The sequence below is a fragment of the Pseudomonas sp. GW822-FHT02D10 genome (assembly GCF_058802345.1).
On the sequence record NZ_JBXAOB010000002.1, the window covers coordinates 118,777 to 139,600 of the forward strand.

At 56.6% G+C, this 20,824-nt stretch carries 21 protein-coding genes; all 21 read left to right on the plus strand.

Features of this window, described 5'->3' with window-relative positions:
• Window positions 1-322: 322 nt before the first annotated feature.
• The 21 genes from rpmH (at window position 323) to glmS (ending at window position 20,708) form a co-directional block, all read left to right on the plus strand.
• Window positions 323-457, plus strand: coding sequence for a 50S ribosomal protein L34 (gene rpmH / locus AC1RPZ_RS03755; protein ID WP_003213577.1), 135 nt, complete (start codon window positions 323-325; stop codon window positions 455-457).
• A 16-nt stretch (window positions 458-473) separates the two neighbouring features.
• The gene (gene rnpA, locus AC1RPZ_RS03760; RefSeq protein ID WP_493135686.1) at window positions 474-875 is read left to right on the plus strand and encodes a ribonuclease P protein component; all 402 of its coding nucleotides are present in this window, start codon (window positions 474-476) and stop codon (window positions 873-875) included.
• Complete coding sequence (gene yidD, locus AC1RPZ_RS03765; RefSeq protein WP_052966011.1) at window positions 868-1,113, plus strand: membrane protein insertion efficiency factor YidD; 246 nt, start codon at window positions 868-870, stop codon at window positions 1,111-1,113. The genes rnpA and yidD overlap by 8 nt, the downstream gene beginning before the upstream one ends.
• A gap of 2 nt (window positions 1,114-1,115) precedes the next feature.
• On the plus strand, window positions 1,116-2,798 hold the full coding sequence (yidC, locus tag AC1RPZ_RS03770) for a membrane protein insertase YidC (RefSeq protein ID WP_493135029.1): 1,683 nt from the start codon (window positions 1,116-1,118) through the stop codon (window positions 2,796-2,798).
• 79 nt (window positions 2,799-2,877) lie between these two features.
• Window positions 2,878-4,248, plus strand: coding sequence for a tRNA uridine-5-carboxymethylaminomethyl(34) synthesis GTPase MnmE (gene mnmE, locus AC1RPZ_RS03775; RefSeq protein WP_493135031.1), 1,371 nt, complete (start codon window positions 2,878-2,880; stop codon window positions 4,246-4,248).
• A gap of 637 nt (window positions 4,249-4,885) precedes the next feature.
• Window positions 4,886-6,778 (plus strand): tRNA uridine-5-carboxymethylaminomethyl(34) synthesis enzyme MnmG, encoded by a 1,893-nt coding sequence (gene mnmG / locus AC1RPZ_RS03780; protein ID WP_493135033.1) that lies wholly within the window; start codon window positions 4,886-4,888, stop codon window positions 6,776-6,778.
• Complete coding sequence (gene rsmG / locus AC1RPZ_RS03785) at window positions 6,775-7,419, plus strand: 16S rRNA (guanine(527)-N(7))-methyltransferase RsmG (RefSeq protein WP_123584336.1); 645 nt, start codon at window positions 6,775-6,777, stop codon at window positions 7,417-7,419. Before mnmG ends, rsmG begins: the two co-directional genes overlap by 4 nt.
• 18 nt (window positions 7,420-7,437) lie before the next feature.
• Window positions 7,438-8,235 (plus strand): ParA family protein, encoded by a 798-nt coding sequence (locus AC1RPZ_RS03790; RefSeq protein ID WP_019694399.1) that lies wholly within the window; start codon window positions 7,438-7,440, stop codon window positions 8,233-8,235.
• Between the two features lie 9 nt (window positions 8,236-8,244).
• Window positions 8,245-9,117, plus strand: coding sequence for a ParB/RepB/Spo0J family partition protein (locus AC1RPZ_RS03795; RefSeq protein WP_493135037.1), 873 nt, complete (start codon window positions 8,245-8,247; stop codon window positions 9,115-9,117).
• A 148-nt stretch (window positions 9,118-9,265) separates the two neighbouring features.
• Window positions 9,266-9,673, plus strand: a complete 408-nt coding sequence (locus tag AC1RPZ_RS03800; protein WP_493135039.1) for a F0F1 ATP synthase subunit I — start codon at window positions 9,266-9,268, stop codon at window positions 9,671-9,673.
• Between the two features lie 16 nt (window positions 9,674-9,689).
• Window positions 9,690-10,559, plus strand: a complete 870-nt coding sequence (atpB, locus tag AC1RPZ_RS03805) for a F0F1 ATP synthase subunit A (protein WP_493135041.1) — start codon at window positions 9,690-9,692, stop codon at window positions 10,557-10,559.
• Window positions 10,560-10,692: 133 nt separating this feature from the next.
• Window positions 10,693-10,950 (plus strand): F0F1 ATP synthase subunit C, encoded by a 258-nt coding sequence (gene atpE / locus AC1RPZ_RS03810; protein ID WP_019694395.1) that lies wholly within the window; start codon window positions 10,693-10,695, stop codon window positions 10,948-10,950.
• Window positions 10,951-11,008: 58 nt separating this feature from the next.
• Window positions 11,009-11,479 (plus strand): F0F1 ATP synthase subunit B, encoded by a 471-nt coding sequence (locus AC1RPZ_RS03815; protein ID WP_019694394.1) that lies wholly within the window; start codon window positions 11,009-11,011, stop codon window positions 11,477-11,479.
• Window positions 11,480-11,491: 12 nt separating this feature from the next.
• Window positions 11,492-12,028, plus strand: a complete 537-nt coding sequence (locus AC1RPZ_RS03820; RefSeq protein ID WP_493135043.1) for a F0F1 ATP synthase subunit delta — start codon at window positions 11,492-11,494, stop codon at window positions 12,026-12,028.
• A 21-nt stretch (window positions 12,029-12,049) separates the two neighbouring features.
• Complete coding sequence (atpA, locus tag AC1RPZ_RS03825) at window positions 12,050-13,594, plus strand: F0F1 ATP synthase subunit alpha (protein ID WP_054594853.1); 1,545 nt, start codon at window positions 12,050-12,052, stop codon at window positions 13,592-13,594.
• 50 nt (window positions 13,595-13,644) lie between these two features.
• Window positions 13,645-14,505 carry a F0F1 ATP synthase subunit gamma gene (gene atpG / locus AC1RPZ_RS03830; RefSeq protein WP_019694392.1) on the plus strand — a complete coding sequence of 287 codons (861 nt, stop codon included), beginning with the start codon at window positions 13,645-13,647 and terminating at the stop codon, window positions 14,503-14,505.
• Between the two features lie 27 nt (window positions 14,506-14,532).
• Entirely contained in the window at window positions 14,533-15,912 is a 1,380-nt protein-coding gene (atpD, locus tag AC1RPZ_RS03835; RefSeq protein ID WP_092275736.1) for a F0F1 ATP synthase subunit beta, read from the plus strand.
• Between the two features lie 45 nt (window positions 15,913-15,957).
• The gene (locus tag AC1RPZ_RS03840; protein WP_493135045.1) at window positions 15,958-16,383 is read left to right on the plus strand and encodes a F0F1 ATP synthase subunit epsilon; all 426 of its coding nucleotides are present in this window, start codon (window positions 15,958-15,960) and stop codon (window positions 16,381-16,383) included.
• Between the two features lie 115 nt (window positions 16,384-16,498).
• Window positions 16,499-17,866, plus strand: a complete 1,368-nt coding sequence (glmU, locus tag AC1RPZ_RS03845) for a bifunctional UDP-N-acetylglucosamine diphosphorylase/glucosamine-1-phosphate N-acetyltransferase GlmU (protein ID WP_493135047.1) — start codon at window positions 16,499-16,501, stop codon at window positions 17,864-17,866.
• A 228-nt stretch (window positions 17,867-18,094) separates the two neighbouring features.
• The gene (locus AC1RPZ_RS03850) at window positions 18,095-18,874 is read left to right on the plus strand and encodes a DeoR/GlpR family DNA-binding transcription regulator (RefSeq protein WP_493135688.1); all 780 of its coding nucleotides are present in this window, start codon (window positions 18,095-18,097) and stop codon (window positions 18,872-18,874) included.
• Window position 18,875: 1 nt separating this feature from the next.
• The gene (gene glmS, locus AC1RPZ_RS03855) at window positions 18,876-20,708 is read left to right on the plus strand and encodes a glutamine--fructose-6-phosphate transaminase (isomerizing) (protein WP_493135049.1); all 1,833 of its coding nucleotides are present in this window, start codon (window positions 18,876-18,878) and stop codon (window positions 20,706-20,708) included.
• The last annotated feature ends 116 nt before the right edge of the window (window positions 20,709-20,824 follow it).

Below are 20,824 nucleotides of genomic sequence, written 5' to 3' on the forward strand. Positions count from 1 at the left end.
TTATCCGACAGCGCAGCACAGGCTGAACACCGTTTTCCACGGTAGTTGTCATTCTCTGTACAGCCCGTAGTAGAAGGCCTTAAGGTAGTTATCCACAGAGGATCGCGTGCCTAGCTTTTATAAGCTTTACAGAAAAGCTTTAAATAATTCCCTTCTTTATTTTTATATCTAGCTGTCCACCGTTCAAGGACGAACCTCCTGGATATCCATTTAAAGGAAACGTTGGTTGGAAATTGACCTAGAGGCTTGCTTTCTCTAGAATCCCCGGTCTCTTAAAACGGGGGCCATTCCGGCCCGTTGTGGACGAACCAGGTAACACGACATGAAACGTACTTTCCAACCAAGCACTATCAAACGCGCTCGTACTCACGGTTTCCGTGCTCGCATGGCTACCAAGAACGGCCGTGCCGTCCTGTCGCGTCGTCGCGCCAAAGGTCGTGCGCGTCTGGCAGTTTGATAATCCGGTACTGGAGGTGAGTCAGGACTTCAGTCGGGAAAAGCGTTTGCTTACCCCCCGGCATTTCAAGGCAGTCTTTGACTCCCCTACCGGCAAGGTTCCGGGGAAAAATCTCCTGCTCCTTGCACGCACCAACGATCTCGATCACCCCCGTCTAGGGCTGGTTATCGGGAAAAAAAGTGTGAAGCTCTCCGTTGAGCGCAATCGCCTCAAACGTCTGATGCGCGAATCCTTTCGCCTCAACCAGGATTCTCTGGCTGGCTGGGATATCGTTATCGTCGCGCGCAAAGGTTTGGGCGATGTAGAAAACCCCGAATTGATTCAGCATTTCGGCAAACTCTGGAAGCGTCTGGCACGCAGCACGCCGGTACCAGCAGTCAAAGCCGAAACTGTAGGGGTAGACAGCACTGATGCGTAAACTGGCACTCGTTCCGATCCAGTTTTATCGCTATGCCATTAGTCCTCTGATGGCCAGCCACTGTCGTTTCTACCCCAGTTGTTCCTGCTACGCGTATGAAGCCATTGAAAATCATGGCCTTCTGCGCGGTGGCTGGCTGACCTTTCGTCGTTTAGGTCGCTGTCATCCGTGGAATCCCGGTGGTTATGACCCGGTTCCATCTATCCCTACCTCCCGTTCTTCTTCGATGGCCGAGTAATCATGGATATTAAACGCACGATCCTGATCGTCGCCCTGGCAATCGTGTCCTACGTTATGGTTCTGAAATGGAACCAGGACTATGGTCAGGCTGCCTTGCCGACTCAGAATGTTGCTACCAATCAGGCTGCCCCGGCTATTCCGGACACGCCACTTGGTAACAATGCTGCCGCCAGTGCCGATGTACCCAGCGCGAATACCGATACCAGCACCCCTACCGCAACTCCGGTAGTGGCCAACAAAGATCTCATCCACGTCAAAACGGATGTGCTCGAACTGGCTATCGATCCTCAAGGTGGTGATATCGCCCAGCTGATGCTGCCGCTGTATCCACGTCGTCAGGACCACCCGGAAATTCCGTTCCAGCTGTTTGATAACGGCGGCGAACGTACTTATCTGGCCCAAAGCGGACTGACCGGTACCAACGGTCCGGATGCCCGTCCTACCGGTCGTCCGGTTTACTCGACCGAACAGAAGACTTATCAACTGGCTGATGGCCAGAACCAGCTCAACGTTGACCTGAAATTCAGCGATGCTGGCGTCAATTACATCAAGCGCTTCAGCTTTACTCGCGGTCTGTACGATCTGAAAGTCACTTATCTGATCGACAACACCAGCGACAAGGCCTGGACTGGCAACCTGTTTGCCCAGCTCAAGCGCGATGCAAGTGCCGATCCTTCTTCCACGACAGCCACCGGTACTGCGACTTACCTGGGCGCTGCCCTGTGGACAAGTGCAGAGCCGTACAAAAAAGTGTCGATGAAAGATATCGACAAGGCTTCGCTGAAAGAAACCGTAAACGGTGGCTGGGTCGCCTGGCTGCAACACTACTTCGTGACTGCCTGGATTCCAGCCAAGAACGACAGCAATGTGGTGCAGACTCGCAAAGACAGCCAAGGCAACTACATCATCGGTTTTACTGGCCCGGTATTGTCCGTTGCGCCAGGCGCCAAGGCTGAAACCAGCGCTACGTTGTACGCCGGTCCAAAAAGCCAGGCGATACTGAAAGAGTTGTCCCCAGGTCTGGAACTGACGGTCGACTACGGCATTCTGTGGTTCATTGCCCAGCCGATCTTCTGGCTGCTGCAACACATCCACGCGATCGTCGGTAACTGGGGCTGGTCGATCATCTTCCTGACCATGCTGATCAAAGGGATCTTCTTCCCGCTGTCGGCTGCCAGCTACAAATCCATGGCGCGCATGCGTGCAGTGGCGCCGAAACTGGCTGCGCTGAAAGAGCAACATGGCGATGACCGGCAGAAAATGTCGCAATCCATGATGGAGCTGTACAAGAAAGAGAAGATCAATCCGCTGGGTGGTTGCTTGCCAATCGTCGTGCAGATGCCGGTTTTCCTTTCGCTGTACTGGGTACTCCTGGAAAGCGTGGAAATGCGCCAGGCGCCGTTCATGCTGTGGATTACCGACCTATCGATCAAAGATCCGTTCTTCATTCTGCCGATCATCATGGGCGCAACCATGTTCATCCAGCAGCAGCTGAACCCGACTCCTCCGGATCCGATGCAGGCCAAGGTGATGAAGCTGATGCCAATCATCTTCACCTTCTTCTTCCTGTGGTTCCCGGCGGGTCTGGTGCTGTATTGGGTTGTGAACAACTGCCTGTCCATCACCCAACAGTGGTACATCACTCGTAAGATTGAAGCGGCTACCAAAAAAGCCGCCGCATAACTTACCCTGTGGATAACCACTCAAAACGCCCCCTAGTGGGGCGTTTTGCTATCTGCCATTTTTATCTGGATATCGAATCATGAGCGCTCCTCGTGAAACCATCGCCGCCGTCGCCACCGCTCAAGGCCGTGGCGGTGTCGGTATCGTCCGTATTTCCGGGCCACTGGCAAGCGTGGCGGCCAAAGCCATCAGTGGTCGCGAACTGAAACCGCGGTTTGCCCATTACGGCCCGTTTCTCAGTGAACACGAAGAGGTGCTGGACGAAGGCATCGCCCTGTATTTCCCGGGACCGAACTCGTTCACCGGTGAAGATGTGCTGGAACTCCAGGGCCACGGTGGTCCAATCGTTCTGGATATGTTGCTGCAGCGCTGCCTGCAATTGGGTTGCCGTCTGGCCCGGCCGGGTGAATTCAGCGAGCGCGCATTCCTCAACGACAAACTCGACCTGGCCCAGGCCGAAGCCATCGCCGACTTGATCGAAGCGAGTTCTGCACAAGCTGCTCGTAATGCTTTGCGTTCGTTGCAGGGCGCGTTTTCACAGCGTGTGCACAACCTCACCGAGCAACTGATTGCGTTGCGGATCTACGTTGAAGCGGCAATTGACTTCCCTGAAGAGGAAATCGACTTCCTTGCCGATGGCCACGTACTGAAGATGCTCGACGCTGTGCGCAATGAATTATCCACGGTGTTGCGTGAGGCTGGGCAGGGCGCATTGCTGCGTGATGGCATGACCGTGGTGATCGCCGGTCGTCCGAATGCCGGTAAATCCAGTCTGCTGAACGCATTGGCCGGCCGTGAAGCGGCGATTGTTACCGAAATCGCCGGCACTACCCGAGACATCCTGCGCGAACATATCCACATCGACGGTATGCCACTGCATGTGGTCGACACCGCTGGCTTGCGCGACACAGAAGACCAGGTTGAGAAAATCGGTGTGGAACGGGCATTGAAGGCCATCAGCGAGGCCGATCGGGTGTTGCTGGTGGTCGATGCCACCGCGCCAGAGGCACTTGATCCTTTTGCCTTGTGGCCTGAATTCCTCGAGCAGCGGCCGGATCCGGCCAAAGTAACCTTGATCCGCAACAAGGCTGACCTGACCGGTGAAGCTATAGCCCTGGAAGTCAGTGAAGATGGTCATGTGACCATCAGCTTGAGTGCCAGGTCGGCCGGCGAGGGGCTGGAGCTGCTGCGCGACCATCTCAAGGCCTGCATGGGCTATGAGCAGACCTCGGAAAGCAGCTTCAGCGCCCGCCGGCGTCATCTGGAAGCCCTGCATCATGCCAGTGCCTCGCTCGAACATGGTCGCGCGCAGCTGACCCTGGCCGGTGCCGGAGAGCTGCTGGCTGAAGATTTGCGTCAGGCGCAGCAGTCCCTGGGTGAAATTACCGGCGAATTCAGCTCCGACGACCTGTTGGGCAGGATCTTTTCCAGCTTCTGTATCGGTAAATAGCCCATTCCTTCACGTAGGAGCTGGCGTAGCCTGCGATCTTTTGATGTTTTGCCCTGTGCGTTTGAGCTTCATAGGCGCATGAACCGCTAAAAGATCGCAGCCTTCGGCAGCTCCTACGAGGGTGAGCATCGCATCAAATCCCTTTTTCTTCTTCCGTTGCCATGCGTATCCATCGCACAGGTGGTTTCCCCATGGGCGCAATTTGCCTCGATCAGCGCTTTTCTGTGGATTAAGCCCTGTGAATAACTGCCACTGAGCACAGTTGATAACAGGGCCTTAAAACTGAGGAAAACCACCTCTGTGGATAACAACCCCATTCATCCACAGGCTTACACCGGTTATCCAAGGGCCTCATTGGCACATGACCACAGGGTTTTGAATCTCTGTACATATTGAAAACAAAGGGCTGTATGAATCTATCCACAGAAAGGTAGCTCAGTAGAAATAAACATAAAAACAAAGATTTAATAAATTTCTCTCTTTTTAATTTCTATTATCCCGACTTCTCCACAGCTGGTTAAATTTTGTGCAAAGGGTTCTTTAGGAAGGGTGAAGTCCCTATACTTGTCGACCAGGTCCAAAAACCTGAACTCAAACTATTCCTGATTACCCAACTGAAGCAGGCACGAGGTGCGTGGTGGATTTCCCTTCCCGTTTTGAAGTGATCGTCATCGGCGGCGGTCATGCCGGTACCGAGGCAGCACTTGCATCAGCACGTATGGGGGCAAAAACCCTGTTGCTGACGCATAACGTGGAAACCCTCGGAGCAATGAGCTGCAACCCCGCGATTGGCGGGATCGGCAAGAGCCATCTGGTCAAGGAAATCGATGCCCTTGGCGGCGCGATGGCCATGGCTACCGATAAAGGCGGTATTCAGTTTCGCGTCTTGAACAGCCGCAAAGGCCCAGCCGTGCGCGCTACTCGCGCCCAGGCCGACCGCGTTCTATACAAGGCCGCTGTGCGCGAGATTCTTGAGAACCAGCCGAACCTGTGGATATTTCAACAGGCGGCCGACGACCTGATCGTCGAACAGGAACAAGTGCGTGGTGTTGTCACCCAAATGGGCCTGCGGTTTTTCGCAGATTCCGTGGTGTTGACCACGGGCACCTTCCTCGGTGGACTTATCCACATCGGCATGCAGAACTATTCCGGCGGTCGTGCCGGCGATCCACCGTCGATCGCCCTGGCCCATCGTCTGCGTGAACTGCCATTGCGCGTGGGTCGCCTGAAAACCGGCACGCCGCCGCGTATCGATGGCCGCACTGTGGATTTCTCGGTCATGACCGAGCAACCCGGTGATACGCCGATTCCGGTGATGTCGTTCATGGGTTCCAAAGAACAGCATCCAGCGCAAGTCAGCTGCTGGATTACTCACACCAATGCCCGTACTCACGAGATCATCGCCGCGAACCTCGACCGTTCGCCGATGTATTCCGGGGTGATCGAAGGCATCGGCCCGCGTTATTGCCCGTCGATCGAAGACAAGATCCACCGCTTTGCCGACAAGGAAAGCCATCAGGTCTTCATCGAGCCGGAAGGTTTGACCACCCATGAGCTGTACCCGAACGGGATATCCACCTCCTTGCCGTTCGACGTGCAATTGCAGATCGTGCAATCGATTCGCGGCATGGAAAACGCCCATATCGTTCGTCCGGGCTACGCCATCGAGTACGACTACTTCGATCCGCGTGACCTGAAGTACAGCCTGGAAACCAAAGTCATCGGCGGTCTGTTCTTCGCTGGACAAATCAACGGCACCACCGGTTACGAAGAAGCCGGCGCCCAAGGTTTGCTGGCCGGGGCCAACGCAGCATTGCGTGCCCAGGGCAAAGACAGCTGGTGCCCGCGTCGCGACGAAGCGTACATCGGCGTATTGGTCGACGACCTGATTACCCTGGGTACCCAGGAACCGTATCGGATGTTCACGTCCCGCGCCGAATACCGTTTGATCCTGCGCGAAGACAACGCCGACCTGCGTTTGACCGAAAAAGGTCGCGAGCTGGGTCTGGTGGATGACGTGCGCTGGGCGGCTTTCTGCAAAAAACGCGAAAGCATCGAAGTGGAAGAGCAACGCCTGAAAAGCACCTGGGTTCGCCCCGGTACTGAACAGGGCGATGCGATCGCCGAAAAATTCGGCACACCGCTGACTCACGAATACAACTTGTTGAACCTGCTGACCCGTCCGGAAATCGACTACGCTGCTCTGATCTCGGTGACAGGCGCCGGTGCAGAAGATCCACAGGTCGCCGAACAGGTCGAAATCAAGACCAAGTACGCCGGTTATATCGATCGCCAGCAAGATGAAATCGCTCGCCTACGGGCCAGTGAAGACACCAAATTGCCTGTGGATATCGATTACACGAACATCTCCGGTCTCTCCAAAGAGATTCAGAGCAAGCTCGGCGCGACCCGTCCAGAGACCCTGGGCCAGGCTTCGCGTATTCCGGGCGTGACCCCGGCAGCGATTTCGCTGTTGATGATTCATTTGAAAAAACGCGGCGCGGGCCGTCAGTTGGAGCAAAGCGCTTGAGTTCGTTGGTCACCTCACAACACGCCGAAGAGTTATCCACAGGTGCTCGCCAGCTCGGCGTCAACCTTACAGAAACCCAGCATGCGCAGCTGCTGGGTTATCTGGCCCTGTTGATCAAATGGAACAAGGCTTACAACCTCACCGCCGTGCGTGATCCGGACGAAATGGTTTCACGGCACCTGCTCGACAGCTTGAGCGTGATGTCCTTCATCGAAAACGGCCGCTGGCTGGATGTTGGCAGCGGCGGCGGCATGCCGGGTATTCCACTGGCGATCCTGTTTCCCGAGTCGCAAGTGACGTGCCTGGACAGCAACGGCAAGAAAACCCGCTTCCTGACTCAGGTCAAACTCGAACTCAAACTGGATAACCTGCAAGTTATCCACAGTCGCGTCGAAGCTTTCACGCCTGAACTGCCATTCAACGGGATCATTTCCCGGGCATTCAGCAGCATGGAGAACTTCAGCAACTGGACCCGCCACTTGGGTGATAGCGATACACGTTGGCTGGCAATGAAGGGCGTTCATCCCGCGGATGAGCTGGTAGCATTGCCGGCAGACTTCCACCTCGATAGCGAACACGCCTTGGCCGTACCCGGTTGCCAAGGCCAACGCCATCTGCTGATACTGCGCCGCACGGCATGATTGGGAACACAAGCAAGAATGGCTAAGGTATTCGCGATAGCGAACCAAAAAGGTGGTGTGGGCAAGACCACCACCTGCATCAACCTCGCAGCATCCCTGGTCGCGACCAAGCGCCGGGTGTTGTTGATCGATCTTGATCCACAAGGCAACGCCACCATGGGTAGCGGTGTGGATAAACACGGTCTGGAAAATTCGGTCTACGACCTGTTGATCGGCGAATGCGATCTGGCCCAGGCCATGCACTTTTCCGAACACGGTGGTTACCAGTTGCTACCAGCTAACCGCGATCTGACCGCGGCTGAAGTCGTTCTGCTGGAAATGCAGATGAAGGAAAGCCGTCTGCGCAGCGCTTTGGCACCGATCCGTGAGAACTACGATTACATTTTGATCGACTGCCCACCGTCGCTGTCGATGCTCACGCTTAATGCGCTGGTTGCCTCCGACGGGGTGATTATCCCCATGCAGTGCGAGTACTTCGCGCTCGAAGGGTTGAGCGACCTTGTGGATAACATCAAGCGCATCGCCGAGTTGCTGAACCCGAACCTGAAAATCGAAGGCCTGCTGCGGACCATGTATGACCCGCGCCTGAGTTTGATGAACGATGTGTCGGCGCAGCTCAAGGAACATTTCGGTGAACAGCTGTATGACACTGTGATTCCGCGCAACATCCGTCTGGCCGAAGCGCCAAGTTATGGCATGCCGGCGTTGGCCTATGACAAACAATCCCGTGGCGCACTGGCCTATCTGGCCCTGGCGGGCGAGATGGTTCGTCGTCAACGCAAAAATTCACGCATTGCCGCTGCTCAGGCAACTTAAGGAATCCCCATGGCCGTCAAGAAACGAGGTCTCGGACGTGGACTGGATGCACTGCTGAGTGGTCCGACTGTCAGCTTGCTCGAAGAACAAGCGGTGCAGGCCGATCAGCGTGAGCTGCAACACCTGCCGCTGGACCTGATCCAGCGCGGCAAGTACCAACCGCGTCGGGACATGGACCCACAGGCGCTGGAAGAACTGGCGCAGTCGATCAAGGCTCAAGGCGTGATGCAGCCGATCGTGGTTCGCCCGATCGGTGCTGGCCGTTTTGAAATCATTGCCGGCGAACGCCGCTGGCGCGCCAGCCAGCAGGCTGGCCAGGAAACCATCCCGGCGATGGTGCGCGATGTGCCGGATGAAACCGCGATCGCCATGGCGCTGATCGAGAATATCCAGCGTGAAGACCTCAATCCGATCGAGGAAGCGGTCGCCCTGCAGCGTTTGCAGCAGGAATTCCAGCTGACTCAGCAGCAAGTCGCCGATGCTGTGGGAAAATCCCGCGTGACCATCGCCAACTTGTTGCGCCTGATTGCATTGCCGGAAGTCATCAAGACCATGCTGTCCCACGGCGACCTGGAAATGGGGCATGCCCGTGCTTTGCTCGGTTTGCCGGAAAATCAACAGGTCGAGGGGGCGCGACATGTTGTCGCACGAGGCCTCACCGTGCGCCAGACTGAGGCGCTGGTTCGCCAGTGGTTGAGTGGTAAGCCGGAGCCTGTCGAACCCTCAAAACCTGACCCGGATATCGCTCGTCTCGAACAGCGCCTGGCAGAGCGCCTAGGCTCTGCGGTGCAGATTCGCCACGGGAAGAAGGGCAAAGGGCAGTTGGTGATTGGTTACAACTCCCTCGATGAGCTTCAAGGCGTCCTCGCACATATCCGCTGAAACATTTCCTCATGTAGCGCGGAGTTCGAAATCACTACCTGACAGTTGAATAGGGGCTGAACCGCCCCTATACTCTGCGCGCATTTTGTCGGCACAAATTATGCCAGGTTATTGAGTTCTGGCCGCCGATCATTGGGGAGCAATAACGATGGAAAGCCGCACGCCAAACCGCTTGCCGTTCCATCGCCTGGCGGTATTTCCGGTGTTACTGGCTCAATTTGTCGTTTTGGTACTGGCTGCTTTGGCGCTCTGGTACTGGCATGGAGTCGTAGCCGGATATTCAGGACTTTGCGGAGGCCTGATAGCCTTGCTGCCCAATGTTTATTTCGCTTACAGGGCATTTCGGTTTTCCGGCGCCCGAGCAGCTCAAGCCATCGTCCGGTCTTTTTATGCCGGCGAGGCGGGCAAACTGATTTTGACGGCAGTGCTCTTTGCATTGACGTTCGCAGGTGTGAAGCCATTGGCGCCGCTAGCTGTATTCGGCGTCTTCGTGCTGACCCAACTGGTCAGCTGGTTCGCACCCCTGCTGATGAAAACAAGACTTTCGAGACCTTAGGGCGTTTGAGGCAACCATGGCAGCAGAATCCGCTTCGGGCTATATCCAGCACCACTTGCAGAACCTGACCTTCGGTCAGTTACCTACCGGCGGCTGGGGCTTTGCCCACACCGCAGCAGAAGCCAAGGCAATGGGCTTCTGGGCATTCCACGTCGATACCCTCGGCTGGTCTGTTGCGTTGGGTCTGATCTTCGTTCTTCTTTTCCGCATGGCGGCGAAGAAGGCGACTTCCGGTGTGCCGGGTGCTTTGCAGAACTTCGTTGAAGTGATGGTTGAATTCGTCGATAGCGCCGTGAAGGACAGCTTCCACGGCCGTAGCCCGGTAGTTGCTCCACTGGCGCTGACGGTTTTCGTCTGGGTGTTCATGATGAACGCCATCGACCTGGTACCGGTCGACTGGATCCCGCAACTGGCCGCGGCCATTTCCGGTAACCACGAGATCCCGTTCCGTGCCGTATCGACCACCGACCCGAACGCAACGCTGGCCATGGCCTTATCGGTGTTCGCGCTGATCATTTTCTACAGCATCAAGATCAAGGGCATCGGCGGCTTCATCGGCGAACTGACCCTGCACCCGTTCGGCAGCAAGAACATTTTCCTTCAAGCCCTGCTGATTCCGGTGAACTTCCTGCTGGAGTTCGTGACGCTGATTGCCAAGCCAATCTCGCTGGCACTGCGTCTGTTCGGCAACATGTACGCGGGTGAACTGGTGTTTATCCTGATCGCCGTGATGTTCGGCAGCGGCCTGCTCTGGCTTGGCGGTCTGGGCATTGTGCTGCAATGGGCGTGGGCTGTATTCCACATCCTGATCATCACCCTGCAAGCGTTCATCTTCATGATTCTGACCATCATCTACCTGTCGATGGCGCACGAAGAGAACCATTAAGACCAGTCTCGACTAGTCTGATGTCCCTCTCGGTCAAACGGGAGGGTGCCCGAACAGGGCTATGAAACGATTTGTTTTACCGCTTTAAAATCTAAAAAACCTAAACCATACGACGTAAAAGTCGGGAGGAAAGATGGAAACTGTAGTTGGTCTAACCGCTATCGCTGTTGCACTGTTGATCGGCCTGGGCGCACTGGGTACCGCAATTGGTTTCGGCCTGTTGGGCGGCAAGTTCCTGGAAGGCGCAGCGCGTCAGCCAGAAATGGTTCCAATGCTGCAAGTCAAAATGTTCATCGTTGCCGGTCTGCTCGACGCCGTAACCATGATCGGCGTTGGTATCGCTCTGTTCTTCACCTTCGCGAACCCTTTCGTTGGTCAACTCGCTCACTAATCACTCGGATTTTCGAGTTGAGCAAGTCTGATGGACAACGAACGAGCGAGGTGTTGGCGTGAACATTAATGCAACCCTGATTGGCCAGTCCGTTGCGTTCTTCATTTTTGTACTGTTTTGCATGAAGTTCGTGTGGCCTCCGGTCATCGCGGCTTTGCACGAACGTCAGAAGAAGATCGCGGATGGACTGGACGCTGCCGCCCGAGCAGCTCGCGACCTGGAATTGGCCCAAGATAAAGCGGGTCAACAACTGCGCGAAGCAAAAGCTCAGGCAGCCGAAATCATTGAGCAAGCCAAGAAACGCGGTAATCAGATCGTCGAAGAGGCTGTTGATAAAGCCCGTGTCGACGCTGAACGTGTGAAGGTGCAGGCTCAGGCCGAGATCGAGCAGGAACTGAACAGTGTCAAAGATGCGCTGCGTGCCCAACTGGGTGCTCTGGCCGTTGGCGGCGCCGAGAAGATCCTGGGTGCCACAATCGATCAAAACGCGCACGCGGAGCTGGTTAACAAACTGGCTGCTGAAATTTAAGCGAGGGCGATCATGGCAGAACTGACCACGTTGGCCCGACCTTACGCTAAGGCAGCCTTCGAGCACGCCCAGGCCCACCAGCAACTGGCCTCTTGGTCAGCCATGCTCGGCCTGGCTGCAGCAGTGTCGCAAGACGACACCATGCAGCGCGTGCTCAAGGCCCCGCGACTGACGAGCGCAAACAAGGCCACCACGTTTATTGACGTGTGTGGCGACAAGTTCGATGCCAAGGCACAGAATTTCATCCACGTCATTGCTGAAAACGACCGTCTCCCGCTGTTGCCGGAGATCGCCGCTCTGTTTGACCTGTACAAGGCCGAACAAGAGAAATCGGTAGATGTGGATGTCACCAGTGCTTTTGCATTGAACCAAGAACAGCAAGACAAACTCGCCAAGGTTCTCAGTGCACGGCTCGGCCGGGAAGTGCGACTGCACGCTGCGGAGGATGCCACCCTTATTGGTGGTGTCATCATCCGCGCCGGCGACCTGGTAATCGATGGCTCGATTCGCGGCAAACTCGCGAACCTTGCCGAAGCATTGAAATCTTGAGTTTGAAGGGGCAGCAGAGCAATGCAGCAACTCAATCCTTCCGAAATAAGTGAAATTATCAAGGGCCGCATCGAAAAGCTCGATGTGACCTCCCAAGCCCGTAACGAAGGCACTGTCGTCAGCGTATCTGACGGCATCGTGCGGATTCACGGTCTGGCCGACGTCATGTACGGCGAGATGATCGAGTTTCCGGGCGGCGTCTACGGTATGGCCCTCAACCTGGAGCAAGACTCTGTAGGTGCCGTTGTATTGGGCTCTTACCAGACTCTGGCTGAAGGCATGAGCGCCAAGTGCACTGGCCGCATCCTCGAAGTTCCGGTGGGTAAGGAACTGCTGGGTCGCGTAGTCGACGCACTGGGTAACCCAGTTGACGGCAAAGGTCCGCTGAACAACACCGAGACCGATGCGGTCGAGAAAGTTGCTCCGGGCGTGATCTGGCGTAAGTCGGTAGACCAGCCTGTACAGACTGGCTACAAGGCTGTTGACGCCATGATCCCTGTCGGCCGTGGCCAGCGTGAGCTGATCATCGGTGACCGTCAGATCGGTAAAACCGCTCTGGCGATCGACGCGATCATCAACCAGAAAGACAGCGGCATCTTCTGCGTCTACGTGGCTATCGGTCAGAAACAATCGACCATCGCCAACGTGGTTCGCAAGCTGGAAGAAAACGGCGCCTTGGCTAACACCATCGTCGTAGCTGCCAGTGCTTCGGAATCGGCTGCACTGCAATTCCTGGCACCGTACTCCGGTTGCACCATGGGCGAATATTTCCGCGACCGCGGTGAAGACGCGCTGATCGTTTATGACGATCTGTCCAAGCAAGCAGTGGCTTACCGCCAGATTTCCCTGCTGCTGCGCCGTCCACCAGGCCGTGAAGCCTACCCAGGCGACGTGTTCTATCTCCACTCCCGTCTGCTGGAGCGCGCATCCCGCGTTTCGGAAGAGTACGTAGAGAAGTTCACCAACGGTGCCGTGACTGGCAAGACCGGTTCCTTGACCGCTCTGCCAATCATTGAAACCCAGGCTGGCGACGTTTCCGCGTTCGTTCCGACCAACGTGATTTCCATCACCGACGGTCAGATCTTCCTGGAATCCGCCATGTTCAACTCCGGGATCCGTCCTGCAGTGAACGCCGGTGTTTCGGTATCCCGTGTGGGTGGTGCCGCTCAGACCAAGATCATCAAGAAGCTTTCCGGTGGTATCCGTACCGCTCTGGCTCAGTACCGTGAACTGGCTGCATTCGCCCAGTTCGCTTCTGACCTGGACGAAGCCACTCGCAAGCAACTTGAGCACGGTCAGCGCGTTACCGAGCTGATGAAGCAGAAGCAATATGCGCCGATGTCCATTGCCGACATGTCGTTGTCCCTGTATGCCGCTGAACGTGGCTTCCTGGTAGACATCGAGATTCCAAAAATCGGTAGCTTCGAGCAGGCCATGATTGCTTACTTCAACCGCGATCACGCCGAATTGATGGCGAAGATCAACGTGAAGGGTGACTTCAATGACGAAATCGACGCTGGCCTGAAAGCCGGTATCGAAAAGTTCAAGGCCACCCAAACCTGGTAAGCCGCAGCGGGGGCCGAGAGGCTCCCGCTTGCTAACCTGATAGGTGTTACATGGCAGGCGCAAAAGAGATTCGCAGTAAGATTGCGAGCATCAAAAGCACGCAAAAAATTACCAGCGCCATGGAAAAAGTGGCGGTCAGCAAAATGCGCAAGGCACAAATGCGCATGTCGGCTAGCCGTCCTTACGCGGAGCGCATCCGCCAGGTTATTGGTCATCTGGCCAACGCCAACCCGGAATATCGCCACCCGTTCATGATCGACCGTGCTATCAAGCGCGTTGGTTATGTCGTAGTGAGCAGTGACCGTGGTCTGTGTGGTGGCTTGAACACCAACCTGTTCAAGGCTTTGGTCAAGGACATGGCGGTAAACCGCGAACAAGGCGTCGAGATCGATCTGTGTGTGATTGGTAGCAAAGGTGCGGCTTTCTTCCGCAACTTCGGCGGTAACGTCGTTGCAGCTATCAGCCACCTGGGTGAAGAGCCGTCGATCAATGATCTGATCGGCAGCGTCAAGGTGATGCTGGATGCCTACCTGGACGGCCGTATTGACCGCCTGTGCGTGGTGTCCAACAAGTTCATCAACACCATGACGCAACAGCCTACCGTGGAGCAGTTGATTCCACTGGTGGCGACCCCGGATCAAGAACTCAAGCACCACTGGGACTATCTCTACGAACCGGATGCCAAGGAGCTGCTTGACGGCTTGATGGTCCGCTACGTGGAGTCGCAGGTCTACCAGGCGGTGGTCGAGAACAACGCAGCTGAACAAGCGGCGCGGATGATCGCAATGAAGAACGCTACCGACAACGCCGGTGACTTGATCAGCGATTTGCAGCTGATCTACAACAAGGCGCGTCAGGCTGCGATCACCCAAGAGATCTCGGAAATCGTCGGCGGCGCTGCCGCGGTTTAACGGTTCAAATATTCAGAGGATCCAGCTATGAGTAGCGGACGTATCGTTCAAATCATCGGCGCCGTTATCGACGTGGAATTTCCACGCGACAGCGTACCGAGCATCTACAACGCGCTGAAAGTAGTGAGCGCGGCCGAAACCACCCTGGAAGTTCAGCAGCAGCTGGGCGACGGTGTGGTTCGTACCATTGCGATGGGTTCCACCGAGGGCTTGAAGCGCGGTCTGGAAGTCACTGACTCTGGCGCAGCCATCTCCGTACCGGTCGGTAAAGCGACTCTGGGCCGGATCATGGACGTACTGGGTAACCCGATCGACGAAGCTGGCCCGATTGACACCGAAGAACGCTGGGGCATTCACCGTCCTGCGCCGTCCTTCGCTGAACAAGCTGGCGGCAACGACCTGCTGGAAACCGGCATCAAGGTTATCGACCTGGTTTGCCCGTTCGCCAAGGGCGGTAAAGTCGGTCTGTTCGGTGGTGCCGGTGTAGGCAAAACCGTAAACATGATGGAACTGATCCGTAACATCGCCATCGAGCACAGCGGTTATTCCGTGTTCGCCGGTGTGGGTGAGCGTACTCGTGAGGGTAACGACTTCTACCACGAGATGAAGGATTCCAACGTTCTGGACAAAGTGGCACTGGTTTACGGTCAGATGAACGAGCCGCCGGGAAACCGTCTGCGCGTAGCACTGACCGGCCTGACCATGGCCGAGAAGTTCCGTGACGAAGGTAACGACGTTCTGCTGTTCGTCGACAACATCTATCGTTACACCCTGGCCGGTACTGAAGTATCCGCACTGCTGGGCCGTATGCCTTCGGCAGTAGGTTACCAGCCGACCCTGGCTGAAGAGATGGGTACTCTGCAAGAGCGCATCACTTCCACCAAAAACGGTTCGATCACTTCGATCCAAGCGGTATACGTACCTGCGGATGACTTGACTGACCCGTCGCCAGCGACCACCTTCGCCCACTTGGACGCCACCGTCGTTCTGTCCCGTGATATCGCTTCCCTGGGTATCTACCCAGCGGTAGACCCACTGGACTCGACTTCGCGTCAGCTGGACCCGAACGTGATTGGTCAGGACCACTACGACACCGCTCGCGGCGTTCAGTATGTTCTGCAGCGTTACAAAGAACTGAAGGACATCATTGCGATCCTGGGTATGGACGAGCTGTCGGAAGCCGACAAGCAGTTGGTAAACCGTGCTCGTAAGATCCAGCGCTTCTTGTCGCAGCCGTTCTTTGTGGCTGAAGTCTTCACCGGTGCATCGGGTAAATACGTTTCCCTGAAAGACACCATTGCTGGCTTCAAAGGCATCCTCAACGGTGACTACGACCACCTGCCAGAACAAGCGTTCTACATGGTCGGCGGCATCGAAGAAGCGATCGAGAAAGCCAAGAAACTGTAATCCCGGCGCCCGGTGACGGGCGCTAATTTAGGTTGAGGCAAGCAGATGGCTATGACAGTCCATTGCGACATCGTCAGTGCGGAAGGGGAAATCTTCTCCGGTCTGGTCGAGATGGTGATTGCGCACGGTGAGCTGGGTGATCTTGGTATCGCTCTGGGTCACGCTCCGCTGATCACTAATCTGAAACCAGGTCCGATCCGCTTGATCAAGCAGGGCGGGGAAGCCGAGGTGTTTTACATCTCCGGTGGTTACCTCGAGGTTCAGCCGAACATGGTCAAGGTTCTTGCCGACACCGTGCAACGTGCTGCCGACCTGGACGAAGCCTCCGCTCAGCAAGCCGTTCAGGCTGCCGAGAAGGCCTTGCATGATAGAGGCGCCGAGTTCGACTACGGTTCCGCTGCCGCACGTCTGGCCGAGGCGACAGCTCAGCTGCGCACCGTCCAGCAAATCCGCAAGAAGTTTGGCGGCTAACAGCCATCGGCCTTTTGTGTGATTGATTAAAAAGGGTAGCCTCGGCTACCCTTTTTCTTTTTCAGCAATTCATCTCTTGGTCGCAGCCGCTGACCCCCAGGATTGGTAGCCAGTCATGTCACTTGAAATCGTTATTCTTGCTGCCGGTCAAGGCACTCGCATGCGTTCGGCTCTGCCGAAAGTGCTTCACCCGGTGGCAGGCAATTCCATGCTTGGCCATGTTATCCACAGCGCCCGCCAACTTGATCCACAGCGCATTCACGTGGTGATCGGCCATGGCGCCGACGCGGTGCGCGAGCGTCTGGCTGCAGACGACTTGAACTTCGTGTTGCAGGACCAGCAACTTGGCACAGGTCACGCAGTGGCCCAGGCTGTGCCGTTCATCACCGCCGACACCGTGTTGATTCTTTACGGTGATGTGCCGCTGATTGAAGTCCCAACCCTGCGACGCTTGCTCAAGCTTGTGGCGCCGCTGCAGATGGGACTGTTGACCGTCGAGCTCGATGACCCGACGGGGTATGGTCGCATCGTGCGCAACGCTGACGGTCGCGTGACCGCTATCGTCGAGCACAAAGATGCCAGCGAAGCCGAGCGTACGATTACTGAAGGCAACACCGGCATTCTGGCGGTGCCGGCCAGTCATCTGGGTGACTGGATGAGCCGGCTCTCCAACAACAACGCCCAAGGCGAGTACTACCTGACCGACGTGATTGCCATGGCCGTCAGCGACGGCCTGGTGGTGGATACCGAGCAACCTCACGACGCGATGGAAGTGCAGGGCGCCAATGATCGCAAGCAGCTCGCAGAGCTGGAGCGTCACTATCAGTTGCGCGAAGGCCGTCGCCTGATGGCCCAGGGCGTGACGCTGCGCGATCCGGCGCGTTTTGATGTGCGCGGTGAAGTGACCGTCGGCCGTGATGTACTGATCGACATCAACGTGATCCTCGAAGGTCGTGTGGTCATCGAAGACGACGTGGTCATTGGTCCAAACTGCGTGATCAAGGACAGCACCCTGCGCAAAGGCGTGGTGATCAAGGCCAACAGCCACATCGAAGGCGCGGTACTGGGCGAGGGCAGTGATGCCGGTCCGTTTGCACGTTTGCGGCCGGGCACGGTGCTGGAAGCCCGCGCCCATGTGGGTAACTTTGTCGAATTGAAGAATGCCCATCTTGGCGAAGGCGCCAAGGCCGGTCACCTGAGCTACCTGGGCGACGCCGAGATCGGTGCACGGACCAACATCGGCGCTGGCACCATCACCTGCAACTATGATGGCGTCAATAAGTGGAAGACGGTCTTGGGTGAAGACGTATTCATTGGCTCCAACAACTCGTTGGTGGCGCCTGTGGATATCTCAGACGGCGCGACCACGGCGGCGGGTTCGACGATTACCTCGAATGTGGATAAATCCCAGTTGGCCGTTGGTCGGGCTCGGCAGAAGAACATCGATGGCTGGAAGCGTCCGGTGAAAATCCACAAGAACTGAGTTATCCACAGATCAATGATCGGGCTGGAGTTATTCACAGCCTGATTCATCGCATTCGAGAGCAAGCGAACGTCGCCCGGCCCTTCCCACAGGTTATACGCAATTTCTGTGGGAGCGGGCTTGCTTGCGAATGGGTTAACCACAGATCTTTTTTCGTGCACCGGCTTGACGAAGTTTCGTCGATAGGTTTTTATTGCTTTCGTTATCTTTCTAATCGAAACTTATCAAATCATGTCAAAGCGCAATACACCACAACGTCGCCACAATATTCTTGCCTTGCTCAATGAACAGGGCGAAGCCAGTGTGGATGAACTGGCCAAGCGTTTCGAAACCTCGGAAGTTACGATTCGCAAAGACCTGGCGGCGCTTGAAAGCAATGGCTTGTTGCTACGCCGTTACGGCGGTGCGATCACCATGCCGCACGAGTTGGTCAGTGATCCGGGCCAATCGGTCTCCCAGTACAAGCAATCCATTGCTCGAGCTGCAGTGACGCGGATTCGTGAACACGCGAGGATTATCATCGACAGCGGCAGCACCACCGCCGCAATGATTCCGCAACTTGGCCAACAGCCGGGTCTGGTCGTCATGACCAATTCCCTGCACGTCGCCAATGCGCTGAGCGAACTTGAACATGAGCCCGTGTTGTTGATGACGGGTGGAACCTGGGACCCGCATTCCGAGTCATTTCAGGGACAGGTCGCCGAGCAGGTGCTGCGCTCTTACGATTTTGATCAGTTGTTCATCGGTGCCGACGGCATTGATCTGGTGCGAGGTACCACGACCTTCAACGAGCTGCTCGGTCTTAGCCGTGTGATGGCCGATGTGGCCCGTGAAGTGATCGTGATGATCGAATCCGACAAGATAGGCCGCAAGATTCCAAACCTGGAACTGCCCTGGAGCAGTGTCCATACCCTTATTACCGATGATCGCCTGCCGCAAGAGGCTCGCGACCAGATTCAGGCCCGCGGCATTAATTTGATTTGCGCGGCAGTCAGCCAGGAGAAATAGCATGTGTGGAATTGTCGGCGCAGTTGCGGAACGTAACATCACCGCCATTTTGCTCGAAGGTCTCAAGCGCCTCGAATACCGCGGCTACGACAGCGCCGGTGTGGCGGTTTACACCAACGGCGAAAAACTCGAGCGCATGCGGCGCCCGGGTAAGGTCAGCGAGTTGGAACAAGCGCTGGCCACCGAGCCTCTGACCGGCCGTCTGGGTATTGCCCACACCCGTTGGGCGACTCATGGCGCGCCCTGCGAGCGTAACGCTCACCCGCATTTCTCCGGTGATCTGGCGGTGGTGCATAACGGCATCATCGAAAACCACGAAGCCCTGCGTGAGCAGCTCAAGACGCTGGGTTACGTGTTCACCTCGGACACCGATACTGAAGTCATTGCCCACCTGCTGAACCACAAACTCAAAGAGCTCCCTGACCTGACCGTTGCCCTCAAGGCCACCGTCAAAGAACTGCACGGTGCCTACGGCCTGGCCGTTATCAGCGCGCAACAACCGGATCGTCTGGTCGCCGCTCGCAGTGGTAGCCCGTTGGTGATCGGCCTGGGTCTGGGCGAGAACTTCCTCGCGTCCGACCAGTTGGCACTGCGTCAGGTCACTGACCGTTTCACGTACCTGGAAGAAGGCGACATCGCTGAGATCCGCCGTGACAGCGTGCAGATCTGGGATGTCGACGGCAAAGTTGTCGAGCGCGAAGCGGTGCAGTACCGCGATAACACCGAATCCGCCGAGAAGGGCGAGTTCCGTCACTACATGCTCAAGGAAATCCACGAACAGCCTTTGGTCGTGCAACGCACCCTGGAAGGCCGTCTTGGCCCGAATCAGGTGTTGGTACAAGCGTTCGGCCCACAAGCCGCCGAGCTGTTCGCCAAAGTCCGCAATGTGCAGATCGTCGCCTGCGGTACCAGCTATCACGCCGGTATGGTCGCGCGTTACTGGTTGGAAGAACTGGCCGGGATCCCGTGCCAGGTCGAAGTCGCCAGCGAATTCCGCTATCGCAAAGTGGTCGTGCAACCCGATTCGCTGTTCGTCACAATCTCCCAGTCTGGCGAGACCGCCGACACCCTGGCCGCACTGCGCAATGCCAAAGAGCTGGGTTTCCTCGCCAGCCTGGCGATCTGCAACGTCGGCATCAGTTCCTTGGTGCGTGAGTCCGACCTGACCCTGCTGACCCAGGCCGGTCGCGAAATCGGTGTGGCGTCGACCAAAGCTTTCACCACTCAGCTAGTGGGCCTGTTGCTGTTGACTCTGTCGCTGGGTCAGGTGCGTGGTACCTTGTCCAAAGACCTGGAGGCCGAGTTGGTGGAAGAGCTGCGTCGCTTGCCGACTCGTCTGGGCGAAGCGTTGGCGATGGACAGCACCGTCGAAAAAATCGCCGAGCTGTTCGCCGACAAGCACCACACGCTGTTCCTCGGTCGTGGCGCGCAGTACCCGGTGGCGATGGAAGGCTCGCTCAAGCTCAAGGAAATCTCCTACATCCACGCTGAAGCCTACCCGGCCGGCGAACTCAAGCACGGCCCGTTGGCGCTGGTCGACGACGACATGCCAGTGGTGACGGTGGCACCGAACAACGAGCTGTTGGAGAAGTTGAAATCCAACCTGCAGGAAGTTCGTGCCCGTGGCGGTCAGTTGATTGTGTTTGCTGACGAGAAAGCCGGCATGAGCAATGGCGAAGGCACACATGTGGTCAACATGCCGCACATCCACGACATCTTGTCGCCGATCCTCTACACCATTCCGTTGCAGCTGCTCTCGTACTACGTTGCCGTGCTCAAAGGCACTGACGTTGATCAGCCGCGTAACCTGGCGAAGTCGGTAACGGTGGAGTGAGTTATCCACAGGACTGAAACCTGTGGTTTCAGGGAATAAAAACTGTCGCAGGTGGGAGGCCCCTTACTGGGCCTCCAAGCCCTCTACCTGGATCAGGTCCTTGCACTATCGTCGCC

Excerpts from the sequence above, each read along its gene's own strand:
- AC1RPZ_RS03795 (WP_493135037.1), top strand. The coding sequence starts at position 8,245 with ATGGCCGTCAAGAAACGAGGTCTCGGACGTGGACTGGATGCACTGCTG.
- atpE (WP_019694395.1), top strand. The coding sequence starts at position 10,693 with ATGGAAACTGTAGTTGGTCTAACCGCTATCGCTGTTGCACTGTTGATC.
- AC1RPZ_RS03790 (WP_019694399.1), top strand. The coding sequence starts at position 7,438 with ATGGCTAAGGTATTCGCGATAGCGAACCAAAAAGGTGGTGTGGGCAAG.
- glmS (WP_493135049.1), top strand. The coding sequence starts at position 18,876 with ATGTGTGGAATTGTCGGCGCAGTTGCGGAACGTAACATCACCGCCATT.
- atpB (WP_493135041.1), top strand. The coding sequence starts at position 9,690 with ATGGCAGCAGAATCCGCTTCGGGCTATATCCAGCACCACTTGCAGAAC.
- yidD (WP_052966011.1), top strand. The coding sequence starts at position 868 with ATGCGTAAACTGGCACTCGTTCCGATCCAGTTTTATCGCTATGCCATT.
- yidC (WP_493135029.1), top strand. The coding sequence starts at position 1,116 with ATGGATATTAAACGCACGATCCTGATCGTCGCCCTGGCAATCGTGTCC.
- atpA (WP_054594853.1), top strand. The coding sequence starts at position 12,050 with ATGCAGCAACTCAATCCTTCCGAAATAAGTGAAATTATCAAGGGCCGC.
- mnmE (WP_493135031.1), top strand. The coding sequence starts at position 2,878 with ATGAGCGCTCCTCGTGAAACCATCGCCGCCGTCGCCACCGCTCAAGGC.
- atpD (WP_092275736.1), top strand. The coding sequence starts at position 14,533 with ATGAGTAGCGGACGTATCGTTCAAATCATCGGCGCCGTTATCGACGTG.
- rpmH (WP_003213577.1), top strand. The coding sequence starts at position 323 with ATGAAACGTACTTTCCAACCAAGCACTATCAAACGCGCTCGTACTCAC.
- atpG (WP_019694392.1), top strand. The coding sequence starts at position 13,645 with ATGGCAGGCGCAAAAGAGATTCGCAGTAAGATTGCGAGCATCAAAAGC.
- AC1RPZ_RS03840 (WP_493135045.1), top strand. The coding sequence starts at position 15,958 with ATGGCTATGACAGTCCATTGCGACATCGTCAGTGCGGAAGGGGAAATC.
- glmU (WP_493135047.1), top strand. The coding sequence starts at position 16,499 with ATGTCACTTGAAATCGTTATTCTTGCTGCCGGTCAAGGCACTCGCATG.
- AC1RPZ_RS03800 (WP_493135039.1), top strand. The coding sequence starts at position 9,266 with ATGGAAAGCCGCACGCCAAACCGCTTGCCGTTCCATCGCCTGGCGGTA.
- AC1RPZ_RS03820 (WP_493135043.1), top strand. The coding sequence starts at position 11,492 with ATGGCAGAACTGACCACGTTGGCCCGACCTTACGCTAAGGCAGCCTTC.